Annotated in this window: 13 protein-coding genes; 9 read left to right on the forward strand and 4 right to left on the reverse strand. The window is 73.8% G+C overall.

Annotation, left to right across the window (positions count from 1 at the left end):
• Positions 1-88 precede the first annotated feature (88 nt).
• On the forward strand, positions 89-970 hold the full coding sequence (locus tag ACH4SE_RS18450) for an SDR family oxidoreductase (RefSeq protein ID WP_398544450.1): 882 nt from the start codon (positions 89-91) through the stop codon (positions 968-970).
• Between the two features lie 237 nt (positions 971-1,207).
• On the opposite strand, the gene ACH4SE_RS18455 is transcribed toward ACH4SE_RS18450, so the two are convergent.
• A complete protein-coding gene (locus tag ACH4SE_RS18455) occupies positions 1,208-1,537 on the reverse strand; it encodes a putative quinol monooxygenase (RefSeq protein ID WP_398544451.1) in 330 nt (109 codons plus the stop codon).
• A gap of 59 nt (positions 1,538-1,596) precedes the next feature.
• Here ACH4SE_RS18455 and ACH4SE_RS18460 point away from each other — a divergent pair, with 59 nt between their 5' ends.
• Entirely contained in the window at positions 1,597-1,956 is a 360-nt protein-coding gene (locus ACH4SE_RS18460; protein WP_398544452.1) for a MerR family transcriptional regulator, read from the forward strand.
• Between the two features lie 675 nt (positions 1,957-2,631).
• On the forward strand, positions 2,632-3,396 hold the full coding sequence (locus ACH4SE_RS18465) for an alpha/beta hydrolase (protein WP_398544453.1): 765 nt from the start codon (positions 2,632-2,634) through the stop codon (positions 3,394-3,396).
• A gap of 133 nt (positions 3,397-3,529) precedes the next feature.
• On the opposite strand, the gene ACH4SE_RS18470 is transcribed toward ACH4SE_RS18465, so the two are convergent.
• Both ACH4SE_RS18470 and ACH4SE_RS18475 read right to left on the reverse strand, forming a co-directional pair.
• Complete coding sequence (locus tag ACH4SE_RS18470; protein WP_398544454.1) at positions 3,530-3,886, reverse strand: YciI family protein; 357 nt, start codon at positions 3,884-3,886, stop codon at positions 3,530-3,532.
• Positions 3,887-4,143: 257 nt separating this feature from the next.
• Positions 4,144-4,644: a hypothetical protein gene (locus tag ACH4SE_RS18475; protein WP_398544455.1), complete on the reverse strand. Its 501-nt coding sequence runs from the start codon at positions 4,642-4,644 to the stop codon at positions 4,144-4,146.
• A gap of 669 nt (positions 4,645-5,313) precedes the next feature.
• Between ACH4SE_RS18475 and ACH4SE_RS18480 the strand changes: the two genes are divergently transcribed.
• The 5 genes from ACH4SE_RS18480 to ACH4SE_RS18500 all read left to right on the forward strand — a co-directional run bounded on the left by ACH4SE_RS18480 (position 5,314) and on the right by ACH4SE_RS18500 (position 11,552).
• Positions 5,314-5,451, forward strand: a complete 138-nt coding sequence (locus tag ACH4SE_RS18480; protein ID WP_398544456.1) for a hypothetical protein — start codon at positions 5,314-5,316, stop codon at positions 5,449-5,451.
• Positions 5,452-5,458: 7 nt separating this feature from the next.
• Positions 5,459-7,879: a DUF4135 domain-containing protein gene (locus tag ACH4SE_RS18485; RefSeq protein ID WP_398544457.1), complete on the forward strand. Its 2,421-nt coding sequence runs from the start codon at positions 5,459-5,461 to the stop codon at positions 7,877-7,879.
• Positions 7,876-9,183: a hypothetical protein gene (locus ACH4SE_RS18490; RefSeq protein WP_398544458.1), complete on the forward strand. Its 1,308-nt coding sequence runs from the start codon at positions 7,876-7,878 to the stop codon at positions 9,181-9,183. Before ACH4SE_RS18485 ends, ACH4SE_RS18490 begins: the two co-directional genes overlap by 4 nt.
• Positions 9,180-10,412, forward strand: a complete 1,233-nt coding sequence (locus ACH4SE_RS18495) for a JmjC domain-containing protein (RefSeq protein WP_398544459.1) — start codon at positions 9,180-9,182, stop codon at positions 10,410-10,412. The genes ACH4SE_RS18490 and ACH4SE_RS18495 overlap by 4 nt, the downstream gene beginning before the upstream one ends.
• Positions 10,413-11,171: 759 nt before the next feature.
• A complete protein-coding gene (locus ACH4SE_RS18500; RefSeq protein WP_398544460.1) occupies positions 11,172-11,552 on the forward strand; it encodes a hypothetical protein in 381 nt (126 codons plus the stop codon).
• Between the two features lie 753 nt (positions 11,553-12,305).
• Here ACH4SE_RS18500 and ACH4SE_RS18505 read toward each other — a convergent pair.
• The gene (locus tag ACH4SE_RS18505; protein ID WP_398544461.1) at positions 12,306-12,782 is read right to left on the reverse strand and encodes a MarR family winged helix-turn-helix transcriptional regulator; all 477 of its coding nucleotides are present in this window, start codon (positions 12,780-12,782) and stop codon (positions 12,306-12,308) included.
• A 67-nt stretch (positions 12,783-12,849) separates the two neighbouring features.
• On the opposite strand from ACH4SE_RS18505, the gene ACH4SE_RS18510 reads away from it, so the two are divergent.
• The gene (locus ACH4SE_RS18510; RefSeq protein ID WP_398544462.1) at positions 12,850-13,773 is read left to right on the forward strand and encodes an alpha/beta hydrolase; all 924 of its coding nucleotides are present in this window, start codon (positions 12,850-12,852) and stop codon (positions 13,771-13,773) included.
• Positions 13,774-14,111 lie beyond the last annotated feature (338 nt).

Here is a 14,111-nt window from a genome sequence, read left to right on the forward strand (position 1 = left end):
GGGACCAGGATAGGTGATGGGACTCTTGTCCCATCACCGTGTAGGGTCAGTGATGGGACAAGAGTCCCATCACTGGCGAGGAGAGCTCATGCACGTCTTTGTCACCGGCGGTACGGGAACCATCGGCTCCGCCGTCGTCACCGAACTGCTCGGCAACGGCCACACCGTTCTCGCCCTGGCTCGCTCGGACGGCTCCGCGCAGGTCCTCGAGAGGGCTGGTGCCAAGGTGCTGCGAGGGGATCTGGCGGACCTCGACGTCCTGCGGTCCGGCGCCGCGCAGTCCGACGGTGTGATCAGTCTGGCGTTCGGGCGCGACTACGGCAGTCCGGATGCGCTCGCGCAGGCCATCGCCGAGGAGAGTGCCGCTCTCGGCGCGCTGGGCAGGGAACTCATCGGAAGCGACCGCCCGATCGTCACGGTCTCGGGTACGCCCTGGGTGCCGGGACGCGCCTCCACCGAGGCCGATCCGCTGCCGACCGACGGACCGGTGGGCGGTCGGGGCCGTTCGGTCACGGCGCTGCTGAACCTTGCCTCGCGCGGTCTGCGCAGCACGGCTGTCCGCATGCCGCGCACGGTCCACAACGAGGGTCGGGGCGGATTCGCCGGCCTGCTGGCCGACGCGGCGCGCCGCACCGGGGTGGCCGGCTACCCGGGCGACGGCACCCAGCGCTGGCCGGCCGTGCACGCGCTTGACGCAGCGGTCCTGTTCCGTCTGGTCCTTGAGTCGGCACCGGCCGGGACGGCCTGGCATGCCGTCGCCGACGAGGGCGACGCGGTGCGGGACATCGCAACCGTCGTCGGCCGGCGACTGGGCCTGCCGGTCGAGGAGGTCCCGCAGGAGAGCTTCGGCCCGTTCGGCCCGATTTTCGCCATGGACCAGCCTGCGTCCAGCGACCACACCCGCGATGCCCTCGGGTGGCGGCCGACCCGCCCCGGCCTCCTCGAGGACCTGGAAAACCTTCAGCCCTGACGCACCCCCTCCCGCAGGGGACGGCCCGGGTCCGCTTCGGGTTCCGGGCCGCGCGGCTCCACCGGCGTCCCCCGCCCGCGGCTCATCCGACAGGCCGTCTCGCCGGACCACGAGAGCCGCACCCCCGCCGCGCGAGAGCGGGGCGCGACCGAAGCTGCGTTGCAGCACCTGGGGGCGTGCCGTTGGGTTCTGTTCCGCGCACGGTTCGCCGTACGGCCTCTGTCGCGGGCGTCCGCCTCAGGCGGGAGCCGGTTCGGTGTACGGGTACGGGCTCAGCATGGTGTCGAAGTAGCCCTGTGGGGCTTCTTCCAGGAAGGTCGAGAGGTTCTCCAGGAAGGCGCGCAGCGGGGGCGTCGCGTTGTGCCGGTCCAGATCTTCCTGGGAGCGCCAGACTTCGTACAGGAAGAAGCGGCCGTCCTCGTGCTCGTGAAGGTGGTATTGCAGGTTGCCGGGCTCTTGCCGGGTGGGTTCCACGAAGGAGGAGAGGATGCGCCGGACCTCGTCCGTGCGCTCCGGCCGGGGCCGCAGGAAACCGTAGAGGGCGATGGGACGCTCTGTGTTCGTCATGATCAGGAGGCTAGGATCTCACATCAATGTGAGGTTCAAGGGTTTGTGAGGAGCGCCACATGAAGATCGGCGAACTCGCCGCCGCGACGGACACCTCGGTCCGGCTGCTGCGCTATTACGAGGAGCAGGGCCTCCTGGGGTCCTACCGCCTCGACAGCGGCCACCGCCGCTACGACGACAGCGCGCCCGTTGTGGTCCGCCGTATTCGCGCGCTTCTGGACGCCGGCCTGCCGACGCGGGTCATCCGCGACCTGCTGCCCTGCGTTCGCCGGGACGGCACGATCGCCGAATGCCAACTGGCGACCCTCCAGGATCACCTCCAGGGCCTGGACGAGCGGATCCGCGCACTGTCGGAGACCCGCACATCCCTGGCCGGACTCATCTCCGCCGCCCAGGCCCGCGAGCAGGCAGTCGCCTGAGACCGTGTCCGGTCCGGTGCGGTGCGGTGCGGCCACGGCTGGTCCGGGCGTGCGGCAGGGGACGTGGAGCCGGATGGTTCCGGAGGGGATGGGGGATTGCGGGGCTGCCCCGGCCCACTGCGGCATCGACTCGATCGTGTACCCGGAGCGCCGCTCGTTCGGCGGCGGCAGGCCGGCGCGGGACGAACTCGCAGGCGCGCACGACCGGTTCGTGCCGGCGGCCTGGTGCCGTACAGGGTCGGGGTATCCGTCAGGCTCCACGAACGGCTCCACGTACGACGGGCTCCCAGCCGGAAGTTGGCCATGGGCGGGTGCGGGGCGCGTTCGTGCGGGTCGGACGAGGTTGCGGGGCTTGGTGGCGCCGGCTTCGGTGTCCGGTCGGCCGCCCGCGCAAGCGCAGGCCCTCACTCGGACGAGAGGCCACGTGGCGCCCGCACCCACTGTGCGGGCACCCTTACGCCTGTTCTGAGACGAGATCACGTGCCAGCGAAAAAAGGCGTGGGCGGCAGGTGATCGATCTGATAGCTTTCCGTTGCCCGTGACGCCACCGGAGGAGGTGAGACCCATGAACGCTGTAACGCTGTGGGTGCTCCCCCTACCCGTCACGGTCGGGCGATTGACGTAGGTCTCGCCGGGAGCGCCTCGCCACCATGGCACTCCCGAAAGGCAACACCTGTGCACTCTTTGAAGTTCAACGCCGCATCGTCGGCGAACGGCATGGTCGAGCGTGACTTCACCGTGGGCGATGTCCCCGGAGTCCTCTGGTCACCGGCTTCCGGCGCTGACCGTGCGCCCCTGGTCCTGATGGGCCACGGCGGCGGCAACCACAAGAAGCACCCGGCGATGGCGGGTCGGGCCCGCCTCCTGGTGACCGGCTGCGGCTTCCACGTCGCCGTCATCGACGCGCCCGGTCACGGTGACCGGCCGCGCACGGCGCACGACGAAGCGGAAATCGCGGAGTTGTTCCGGGCGAGGGCGGCGGGCGAGCCGGAGGGCCCGATCGTCGTCCGCTACAACGACCACCTGGCGGAACTCGCCGTGCCCGAGTACCAGGCGCTCCTGGACGCCCTCCAGGAGCTTCCGGAGATTGGCGGCGACGGGCCGGTGGGCTACTGGGGCATCAACATGGGCACTGCGATCGGCGTGCCGTTCGTGGCCGCCGAACCCCGCATCACGGCTGCCGTCTTCGGCCAGCACTGGCCCGACGCCCTGGCCCGGAAGGCGAAGCAGATCACCATCCCGATCGAGTTCGATCTGCAGTGGGACGACGAGCACATCTCTCGCGAGGAGGGTCTCGCGCTGTTCGACGCCTTCGCCTCGAAGGAGAAGTCGTTGCACGTGAACTCGGGCCGGCACAAGGAGCTGCCCCGGTTCGAGGCCGACAGCGCGGTCCGGTTCTTCGCCCGACACCTCGGCGGAGCGGTCACCGCGTCCGCCTGACGTCCGCGGTTGCGGCGCCCGGCTCCCCGGCCGGACGCCGCAACCGCGGCCCAGAACCGAGACGGCGCATCGACCGGCCCGGGAACGTCGAGTTCCCGGTGCGCCTGCGCCACCGCCGCGGCGACCTCGTCACTCATCCACGTTCCACCACCGGCCGGATCTCCACGCCGCTGTGGCCGGCCGTGGCCTCGTACAGCTTCGACGCCAGTCCCGTCACCTCGTCGAGGCCGGATGCCTCGATCAGGTAGTAGCCGCCCACAGCCTCCTTGGTCTCCAGGAACGGCCCGTCGGTCGTGGTGGGCCGGCCTGCGGCGTCGGTGCGCAGCGTGGTCGCCGTGCTCGCCGGCTCCAGCTCGTGGGTGTCCAGGACCGCTCCGCCGGCCGCCGCGACCAGGGCGCGGTGGCCCTCGGCGAGCTGCTGCCGCCCGGACGCGGACATCGAGTCCCACTCGCGCTCGTCGCCGTAGATGAGGACCAGGTACTTCGCCATGTCGACCATCCCTCTGTGCGGACCCCTGATGGGCCGTCCTGCTCCTACGACGAACACCCGGGGGCCCGTATCGACAACCGCGGGAGGAAACCGGCCGCCGCCCTGGCGGGGGACTCGGACCTCGGCCACGACCTGCCTGAACGTGCTCCCGTCGTCGGCCTGCCCGGGAGCGATGAGCGGGCCAGGTGTGCGGCGGCCACCGTGTCGACCTCGTGACCGCGACGGATCGGACGCGTGTCCGGCCGCTCCGGGGCCGTTCAGGACCGGCGGCGCTCGGCGAGCAGTTTCAGGTTCAGCAGCTGTCGTCGAGCCATCACCAGATCACCGACGGACAGTGCGGCGGCTGCCCAGCGGTTCGTCTGCATGACGACTTTGAGCAGCAGACGTGTCGTGCCCGGGTCCGCCGGGACGAGGACGTAGGACATGAAGGCGCCCATGATGACGCCGGTCAGGTGCCGGCCCGGGCTGATCGCGACGATCCGGCCGAGCTCGCGCCCGCCGACGGTGGTGAACCTCTCCCCGACGTGCGGCTCGGGAAGGCCGGCCAGTTCGCGGGGCGAGCGTCGCCCGAGGTTGTCGATCCAGTCGTACGAGTACGGGGCGAGCCGCACCTGCGCGACCCACGGCCACACCGCCTCGACGGGAGCCCGGACGGTCACACCACGCCACGCCTGCAGCGCGGGTGAGACGACGAAGTCGTCGCACGGGTAGGGACGCGAGGTCTCGCTGGTGCTCACACCCCATCGGTCACCGATCACGGCTCATTCTCCATCGCCGTTCCGGTCGGCGGGCGTCCGGGGGCACACGGTGGCCGGCCCGCTGCCGTCACGGCGTGCGGTACCCGCGGAAGGTGACGTGCTTTCGGGTCGCGAACCCGAGCCGTTGGCAGAGGGCGACCGATGCGGTGTTCGTCCTGGCCACGCGCCGGAAGGGACGCCCGCCTCGGTGCCCGACGGGCGGCGAGCGCGCTCACCATGCGGGCGGCGTGACCGCGCTTGCGCGCGGTCCGGGGGCACACCGCGCTGATCTCCGTCCACCCGGGAGGGTGGAAGCGCTCGCCCGTCATCGCCACCAGCGTGCCGTTCCTCCGTGCTCCCAGGTACGTGCCCCCGCTCGCAGGCGCGCGGCCGGAACGGTCCCGGCCGGGTTCGTCCGACCGGCTCGGGCACGCCGGGAACATCGGCGGCACCGGGCTCAAGTACACCGGAGAACACCTGCGTTTGCGCTGGGCCGGGCGAAGCCATCCGGCCAGACCATCCGGCGGCCGGGAATCCCCGGAGGAGGGCTGCACCGGCTTGACCAGGGCGGATGAGGTTTTCGGCAAGGGCGCCCTTTGGGGCACACTTGCCCGGGGGTCCTTGACTTCCCCTTTCAGCTCCGGCAGGTTGCGTTCCGCAACGACACATCACTGCATCCGGGAGGCTGACATGAACCTGGCAACAGAAGAACAGGCCGCACCTGCCACCGAACCCCTCGACCTCGTCCTCGGCGACCTGGAGACCGAAGTCCCCGAGCACGAGTCCGCGGCGGCCAGCACCTGCGCCATCCACCTGTACTGCTTCTGACGCCGACATGGCGTCCGCACCGGATCGGCCGTACCCGACCGGGCACCTGACCGCTCCCGCGGACACCGCGCCGGCATCCGCCCGGTCTTCCTCCCCGACCGCGTGGCTCGTCGATGCGGTCGCCCGGGGGGAGGCCGGGCGGGCCCTGCCCCCGGTCGTCAGGGACGGGCCCGAGGGCACGATCGCCGTCGCCCGCCGGCTGAGCGGGGCGGCGGACGCCCGGCAGGTCGCCGGCCTGCTCGCCCGTCCCCGCTTCCGCCCGCTGGCCGAGGCCCTCGCGGCGCTGGCGGTGTGGTGCGCCGGGCCCGCCGGGGAATCCGCCGCGGCGCTCGCGCCCGGCGTGCTCGCGGCGTCGAACACCGAGCTGTTCGGGCCGCTCGTCCTGGAGGGCCTGACCGCCTGCGCCCTCCGGCCGGCGGACGAGGCGCGGCGGCTGCTGGCCCTGCGGAAGGCGCAGTGGCAGGCCGCCCTCACCCTCTTCCTGACGCGGCTGCACCGTGACACGTCCGCCACCTGCTGGCCCGCAGAACCGCGCTTCCGGGGGGCCGTCACCTCGCTGCGGGCACACGGCGACGAGACCCACAACGGAGGCCACCGAGTGCTGCGGGTGGGCTTCGCGGGCGGTGGCGCCGTCGCCTACAAACCGCGCCCGGCGTCCGGCGAGGTGCTCTTCCTCGCCGGCGGAGACGCCGAAGCGTCGGTCTTCGCGCTCCTCAACAGCCTCCCGTCCGCGTCGGGCGAGGTGTGGCTGCCCACCCTGCGCTGCTGGCGCGGCACCGGCGCGGACCGGGACGCCTACTCCTGGCAGGAATGGGTCGAGCCGCCCCCGGAGCCCGGGGTGCTCCGCCGGTCGGGCCGCTGGAAGCTGACCGGGACCGTCCTCGACAGCGCCGCGGCGCCGGCTTTCTGGCACCGCGCCGGATCCCTGGCGGCGGCCGCTGCGGCGTTCGGGATGTCGGACCTGATCGGGGAGAACGTCCTCGTCGGCGCCCTGCCCGCCCATCCCGGACCGGCGCTCTACCCCGTCGACCTGGAGGTCTTCCTCACCGGCCTGACCGGGCTGTACGACACGGGGCTGGTCCACGACCCGGAGGCCGGCGGCACCCACCACGTCGGCCTGGAGCGCACCGCCCGGTGGTGCGCGCCCGACGGCCCCCGACTGCACTGGCGCGAGCGGGCGGACGGCAGCCTCGCCCTGGAACGGCGCTCCCGCCCGCTGGCCCGCACCGCCACCCGCTCGGTGGTGGGGGACACACGGGGCCGCACCGGCTACGGCCCGTACCTGCCCGCGATGCTGCGCGGGATGTTCGACGCCTGGACACTGATGTGCCGCTCCCGGGAGCGGCTGGCCGGATTCCTCGCCGAGCGGCTGCCCGACCACCGCGTACGGGTCGTCGCCCGCGACAGCGCGGAGTACGGCCTCCACCCGGACGAGCTCGCCGGCTCGCCGGGCTTCGCCCCGGCCGAGCGCGAGCAGATGGCCCGCGGTGACGTCCCCTATTTCTTCCGCTCCGCGGCGGGCGGCGAACTGCTCGCGGTCCGGCCACCGGGCGACGCGCCCGGCACCTCCTTCGGGCCCACGGGCGCGGGACCGTGCGCGCAGCCCTGGTGGCCGCCCGCGGCGGACGTCTCCGCCGGCGCGCGGCTGACGCTCGCCGGGCTGGGCCCGGCGCTGCGCGACGCCGTGCGGTACGTCCACGGCGACTGCCCGCACGACGTCCACGACCGGGCCGCTGGCGTACGGCTGCGGGTGCGCGGCCCCCGGCACGGCCAGGCGTGCTTCGACTGGCCGCAGACCGGCCGCCGGATCACCTTCACCTGGGACGCGGCACGCATACGGCTGCGCGTCGACGCGCTCACGGACCCGTGGCCGCCGGGCCCGTCCGAGCCCGCCGAGGAGGTACGCGCCTGGCTGCTGGCGCTGGAGCGCGTGGACGCACCGCTGCGCGAGCGGTGGGCCGCCACCGGCATGCGCGACGCGTCCCTGCAACGCCGTCTCGACCGTCTGACCCGGGCCGGCATGCGGCGCCTGCGGGTGGCGGTCGCCGAGCGGGGCTGGCCGGACATCGCCGCCGTCGGCCCGCGGGCGGCCGGCGCCGCCGCCCGGCTGCTCCAGCACGCCACCGGGGAGCCGGACTTCCGCAAGCACTGCCTGGAACTGATGCGTTCCGCGGCCCGGGAGGGCGGTGCGCCGTGGGACGAGGTGGCGCGCCTGACGGACACGCTGCGCCTGGCGGAGGGGCTGGCGCAGGTGTACGGGACCAAGTTCGCCGACGTCGGCGGCGTGCTGGAGCCCTGCGCCATCGAGGACGCGGACGGCGTCGACGAGCGCCGCGCGGCACTCGGTCTGGAGCCTCTGCACGCGTACACCGAACGGGTCCGGAGGCGCTTCGGCATGGGCCCGCAACCGGAAGAGGGGGGTTCATGAACACGTCCGCCGGCTCCGTGAACCAGGCCGACGAGTCCGAGGAGGCCGGTGAGGCCGGGGCCGGTCCCTCCGGTGACGCCGGTCTGCCCCGCACCGCCGAGCCGCCCGGTCACGGCGGGCCCGCCGCTCCCGACTGGGCCGCTTTTGCCGAGCGCTACTGGGAACGCGAGCCGGTGGTCCTTCCGGCGGGCGTGAGGGCGGAGGCGGCGGAGTGGTTCCGGCTCGCCGTCACGGCGAGCGCACCTTTCCGCTCCGGGACGCGGCTGGGTGCCGTCCCGGACGTGCGGTTCGACACCGCCGAGGGGCGTCTGCGCAGCCCCGGCCCGCTGCTCCCGGACGCGGGCGACGGCGCGGTGGCCGGCTACCGGGAGCGGGTCCGCGGCGAGTTGGCCGGGTCCGGCTGGCAGCTGACGGTGACCCACCCCCTCGTCCTGGACTTCGGCCTGTGGTCCTCGACGCGCGGCCTCGTCACCGGCCTGTGGGACCGTGTGGGACGGCCGTCGCTGCCGCTGACGGTGGAACTGACCGTGGGCGACGGGTACGGGCGGCCGGCCCGCTCCGGCTCGCCGGCGGTCCTCACCTGGGTCCTCGACGGCGCGCTCGCGCTGCGCGCGGCGGGCACCGGGCCCGGGCGGCAAGCCCTGCGGGCGGGGCCGGGCGAGCTGGTGTACCGGCCGGCGGGAGCGCCGTACACCGAGCACAGCACCGGGGGCTGCCTGGCGGTGAGCCTCGTCCTGCCGGACGTGGAGGCCGCCGCGGCCGTGAGCGTGGAACAGGTGGTGACGGACCTGGTCCAGCGGGAGCCGGAGTTCGGCGGGCGCACCCCGTACCTCCCCTTCCCCGCACCCGCCGGCGCCGACGGCCGCGTGCAGGACACGGGGCCCGTACGCGAGGGCGCCACCGCGCTGCTGCGCGTCCTCGGCGGCCCGGGTCCGGAGCGGGCCCTGCGCCGCCGGTGGGCGGCGTGCCGTTCGGCGGCAGGCCTGGAGCCCGTACCGCCGCCGCGTCAGGCCGTGGACTTCGGTGACGGCTGGCGGGTGCGGCCGGTGGCGGAGATCGAGGTCGTACCGGACGGTGAGGGCGGCGCCCTGTGGGCGGTGAACGGGCACGCCCTGCCGATCTCCGGTGCGGCCGCCGACCGTGTCCGCGCGGAACTGACGGCGCGACGGGGCGGGACGGTGACGGTCGAGGACCTGGGCCGCGCGGCCGGGCTGCCCGGCGGCAGCGCGGCACTGCGTTCGCTGGTGGGGACGCTCCACCGGATGCGGGCGGTCGACCTGACCGAGGGGGGAGGGACCCGATGACCGGGGCCGCGCAGGAGGGTTACGGCGTGGAGGAGGGCCTCGACTGGGAACGCTTCGCCGCCGAGTCCTGGGACCGGCGGCCGGTGCTGGTGCGGGGCGCGGGGGAGCCCTTCGCCGAGCACGAGGTGTTCGCCGCCGCCGTGGCGGTGAGCACCCGCCGCGGCCCGGACGCGATGCCGGCGTTCACGCAGTTCACCGTGGACCGTGACCAGCGCGCGGAGCCGGCCGGCCTCCTCCCGGCGGCTGCCGACGGCTCGTTCGACGGGTACGAGCGGCGGATGCGCGAGGCCCTGCACGGCCGGCGCTACGCGCTCGTCGCCCAGCGCTTCCACGAGCTCCACCCGCCCCAGTGGGCACGCGAGCGGGACTTCTACGCGGGCCTGTGGGAGCGGGTCGGCCAGCCGCTGCAAGGGGCCATCACCGCGCTCTTCCACGGCAGTTACGAGCACAGCCCGGCGGGAGTGCACCGCGACCGGTACGCGACGTTCATGTTCGTCCTGCGCGGGCGCAAGCGGATGCGCTTCTGGGCGGAGCGCCCGTGGCCGCAGTCCGTGACGACGATGCTCGACTACGGCGCCCACCTCGACAGCTCGTTCGCGGTGGAGGCGGGGCCGGGCGACCTGCTCTACTGGCCCTCGCGCTTCTACCACGTGGGGGAGAATTGCGGCGACGGTAGCGCCGCGACGAGCGTCAACGTCGGCGTCCCGTGCGAGGGGCGGCTGGCCGCGGCCGAGATCCCGCGACTGTGGGAGGACGCCTTCCGGCCGGTGCCCGGCCCGCACCCGGCCGCGGCGCAGGACGGTCCGGCGGGCGGGCTGCCGTACGTGGCGGAGCGGCAGCTGGCCCGGGTGCGGGCCGCCGTGTCGCCGGAGCAGCTCGCCGCGCGGATCACCGAGCGGTCGCTGAGCCACTGGACGGTCGGCGGCTTCCCGCCCGCGCCGCCCCCCGCCCCGCGGCCGCCCCTTCCCGACGGCGCCGCCGCCCGCGCCACCACCCGGGTGCTGTGGGCGCAGGGTGCCGGACGGTGCCTGGTGGCGGCCAACGGCCACGTCACGGCGACCGACCTCCCGCCGGACCAGCTGTCCGCACTCCTGACGGCACTCAACGCGGGCGGCCCCGTCCCCGTGGACGGCCTCCCAGAGCCCGCCCGCGCCCTGTTGTCCGCCCTCGTCTCCTTCCACGCGGCCGAGGCCGGCCAGGGGCTGCCTGACGTCGGATCAGGTGGCTGAAGGTCCTCACCACCACCACATGATCCGCAGCTGACACTGCCCCTGGCCGTGCCCGGTGCTGAACGTCTTCCGGGGCGCGCGCGTGTCACGCAGCCTTGCTGACGCGTCCGTCCCGTTCGCGTCGGGTTGGCCGGGCCTTACGCCGGAAGCGTTGCACCGCCCGGCCCCGCTGGTGGCGAACACGGCGGTCAGCAGGCTGACCGTAGGTGCCGCGCGGCACCGCCGCGGGCGCCGCAGGCTTGTCTCCGGCCGGCGGCGCGGCGGTTGCCGGCGCGGTGGTGGTGGTCACGGGCACCGCCACCACCGCGCGCTTCTCCCGGACGTGGTCGTTCGAGGGCCGGGAGAGCCGGGGTGTCGGCGAAGCGGCGGCCCAGGAGGCTTGCGGAGGTAGGGGACCGCCGCTCGGCAGGCCGGTGCAAGCGCCGGCCCGGCCGTCACCGAGCGCAGCGCGCGCCGCGGGCCCCGGCCCCCCGGTCACCGCCGGCTGAACCCCCCGGAGGGGCCGCACCACCGCCACCGGCGGTCGCGTGCACGCCCCTGCCACGTCCCCCGGACCCACCCGCTGGGGCACCCGGAATCACGCGCCGTGGCTCGCAATTGCGCCCCACCCGTGAAACCCGTGCGCCGGGGCGCTCCGGCGCGCTCCCGCCGGTGCGCGCTTCGCGCACCTGCGGCTGCGCGGGCCGTTGTGCGACAGCCCCGCCGGGTGTCTTCTGCCGGATGGGAACACTCCCCTTCGTCTGAAAGGACTGCTCGATCATGACGAAACGTTTCCGCCGCGCCCTCGGCGCGACATCCGAAAGCACCCGTTCGTCCGTCGGCTCCGTCGGCCGGTCTGCCCCGGTGTCCCGGAAGAAGCGGGCCCTGGCCACCGTCGGCACCACGCTGGCGCTCGTCACCGCCACGCTCGGCCTGGGGTGGGCCGCTCCCGCCTCCGCCGCGGTCCCCGGAGCACGCTGCGACATCAACAGCGGGGCCGGCGAGGTCCTCCTCGTCAGCCTCCCGGGAACCGTCGCGTCCGACGGCAACACCTGTGTGCCGAACGGCCCGGTCGCACCGGAACTCTCCGCGCTGGACGCCGGACTGCCCTGCGGTACGGAGGTCCAGATCGACCTGCTGATCCTTACGGCCTACTGCTAGGAGCTGGGTGGGATCCGGATCATGTGGCTGCGGCGAGGAACTCCAGCCACATGACCGATCCGTGGAAGGGCGGGCCGGCTCCGTAGGTGCCGGGGGCCTTGTCGTAGCGCGTGGCCGGTCCGCCGCCAGGTCTTCATGTTCTGGAAGCGGCGTTCGACGGTGTCGCGCTGTGTGTGGCGTTCGGGGTCGCAGGCGACCGGCCGTCCGCCGGCCGAGCCCTTCTTCCTGCGGTGGGCCTGCCGGCCGATCTTCCCGGGGATCACCGCGGTGGTGTGGCGCCGGCGTACAGGGACCCGGTTGGTCCCGGACCGGTAGGCCCTGCCCGTGCCCGTGCCCGTGCCCGTGCCCGTGGCCGTGGCTGTGGCCGTGGCCGTGGCTGTGGCCGTGGCCGTGGCCGTGGCCCTGCCCGTGGCCGGGGGCGGCCGCGGGGCCGGGAACGCGGATCCTGTCCCGCACGACAGGGAACGGGCCCCTGCTTGTCCGGGGGTGAGCACGAACGACAGGGGCAGGCCTGCGCTGTCGCGCTGTGGGTCCTGCTGCTCAGCCCGCCCTGCCCCGCGACCGGCCGGGCCCGGCGGCATCCGGCCTGCCCCCGCGACACCTTCCTGCCGCCGTCCGGTCCGGATGACGGGCCCGCACGATGGCGGAGTCCACGCCGACCGACTCCGGGCCGGCGTTCCCTCGCGCGGCCGCGTCGGTGATCAAGGGGTCCATCAGCTCCCTACGGGCAGTCGCGCAGGATGCGCACCCCGGTCAGCCTGTGGGCAGGCCGATCTGGTCGCGTTCGAGTACAGAGCGCAACTCCGAGAAGATCTGTGCGGCGGCCGGTCCCGAGGGGCCGCCCAGGACGTCCGCGGTCAGCTCGGTCAGTGTCCTGGTGAAGGTCGCCTCCGCCGCCTCGACGAGTTGCAGGCCTGCGGCGGTCAGGTCCAGCAGTGATGAGCGGCGGTCCGACGGATTGGTTCGCCGTACGACCCATGCCTGCTTCTCCAGGCGGTCGATGCCCTTGCTGGTCGCGCCGATCCCGATGGCGAATTCGGCGGCGAGGTCCGCGACCCGGGCCCCGGGGTGGTCGCGCAGGAAGCGCAGGAACTCGAACTGCGAGGTGACGATCCCGTGCCGCTCGCGAAGGCGGTCGTTCAGCGCGTTGTAGAGGCGTGTCTCGCAGCGGACGAGATCGGCGAAGAAGCCCGGGAGGTCGATCGGGCCACGGCTTGACGTGGATGCCATGGCATATATTCTAACGTAACTGCCTAGGCATATAGTTCCTTGGCATGCATTCGCGATGGAGGCGACAATGAGCAGGCAGCAGCGCGCGGAGATCGACGCGATGGTCCGGCGGCCTCAGCCGGAGGCCCCTCGGTCGGTGGAGGAGATCCGCGCCGGGTTCAGGGCGATGATGGCGGAAATGATCGTCCCGGCGGGGATCCGCACCCGGACTGCGACGCTCGGCGATCGCCCGGCGGTGCTCGTCGAGCCGGTCGGCACTCCGAAGGCCGGGACGATCCTCTACTTTCACGGCGGCTCTTACGTGGTCGGTTCACCGGAGACGGCGATGTCGCTGACGGGGAACCTGGTGACCAGGACGGGGTTCAGGGCGTTCTCCCTGGATTACCGGCTCGCCCCTGAGCATCCGTTCCCGGCCGCGATCGAGGACGGAGTGAGCGCCTACCGCGCGCTCCTCGACAGCGGCGAGGACCCTTCGGCGATCGCGTTCGCCGGGGACTCCGCAGGCGGCGGCCTCACCGTCACCACCTGCCTCGCCGCCCGCGACGCGGGCCTGCCTGTGCCCGCCGCAGTCGTGGCGTTCTCTCCCGGGCTCGACATGACCCGGACAGGGGAGAGCATGGACACCAAGGCGGGCATCGACCCGTTCTTCACGCGTGAGGGCCTGGAACACACCGGGGCCATGTACCTTGCCGGACACGATCCGCACCAGCCCATGCTCAGCCCCGCCACCCTCGCCGACCTGACCGGCTTCCCCCCGGTGCTTCTGCAGGCGGGCACCAACGAAATACTCCTGGACGACTCCACACGCATGGCCGCGCGCGCGAGGGAAGCCGGAGTGGACGTCATCCTGGACGTCACCGCTGATGTTCCCCATGTCTTCCAGGCGTTCGCCGGTGTCCTGGACGAAGCCGACGAGGCACTGGACCGCGCCGCTCTCTTCCTCCGTCAGCGGATCCGCACCGGGGACACGGCACGCACGTCGGCAGGCTGAGACCCGCAGGTGGTCTCCTGCGGACCACGGTCCGGACCCCCGGGCCTGTTCCCGTCGGGCGGCACCCCGCCTCGCTCCGAGGGCCGTTCACGACCCCGGGGGCTCGTTCTCCGTGTGGCTCATGCGGGGATCGCGCGCGAAGCGTCCGGCGCCCGGGCGGCCAGGGACAGCACGGCGCCGATCAGCGACACGGCGGCCGGCACGGGGAACAGGTGCGGGTAGCCGCCCCGCGGTGAGGCCCGGGCGGCGCCAGGGTGCGGCCGGCGGGCTGTCCGGCGCCGCGGAGGCCGCGCGGGACGATCTGCGTCAGGCACAGCGCCGGAAGCGCGGCACGGGGC

Origin of the sequence: Streptomyces sp. NPDC020983 (genome assembly GCF_044333485.1) — a bacterium.
Classification (GTDB): domain Bacteria; phylum Actinomycetota; class Actinomycetes; order Streptomycetales; family Streptomycetaceae; genus Actinacidiphila.

Excerpts from the sequence above, each read along its gene's own strand:
- ACH4SE_RS18485 (WP_398544457.1), top strand. The coding sequence starts at position 5,459 with ATGGCGTCCGCACCGGATCGGCCGTACCCGACCGGGCACCTGACCGCT.
- ACH4SE_RS18490 (WP_398544458.1), top strand. The coding sequence starts at position 7,876 with ATGAACACGTCCGCCGGCTCCGTGAACCAGGCCGACGAGTCCGAGGAG.
- ACH4SE_RS18450 (WP_398544450.1), top strand. The coding sequence starts at position 89 with ATGCACGTCTTTGTCACCGGCGGTACGGGAACCATCGGCTCCGCCGTC.
- ACH4SE_RS18460 (WP_398544452.1), top strand. The coding sequence starts at position 1,597 with ATGAAGATCGGCGAACTCGCCGCCGCGACGGACACCTCGGTCCGGCTG.
- ACH4SE_RS18495 (WP_398544459.1), top strand. The coding sequence starts at position 9,180 with ATGACCGGGGCCGCGCAGGAGGGTTACGGCGTGGAGGAGGGCCTCGAC.
- ACH4SE_RS18480 (WP_398544456.1), top strand. The coding sequence starts at position 5,314 with ATGAACCTGGCAACAGAAGAACAGGCCGCACCTGCCACCGAACCCCTC.
- ACH4SE_RS18510 (WP_398544462.1), top strand. The coding sequence starts at position 12,850 with ATGAGCAGGCAGCAGCGCGCGGAGATCGACGCGATGGTCCGGCGGCCT.
- ACH4SE_RS18505 (WP_398544461.1), bottom strand. The coding sequence starts at position 12,782 with ATGGCATCCACGTCAAGCCGTGGCCCGATCGACCTCCCGGGCTTCTTC.
- ACH4SE_RS18470 (WP_398544454.1), bottom strand. The coding sequence starts at position 3,886 with ATGGCGAAGTACCTGGTCCTCATCTACGGCGACGAGCGCGAGTGGGAC.
- ACH4SE_RS18500 (WP_398544460.1), top strand. The coding sequence starts at position 11,172 with ATGACGAAACGTTTCCGCCGCGCCCTCGGCGCGACATCCGAAAGCACC.
- ACH4SE_RS18455 (WP_398544451.1), bottom strand. The coding sequence starts at position 1,537 with ATGACGAACACAGAGCGTCCCATCGCCCTCTACGGTTTCCTGCGGCCC.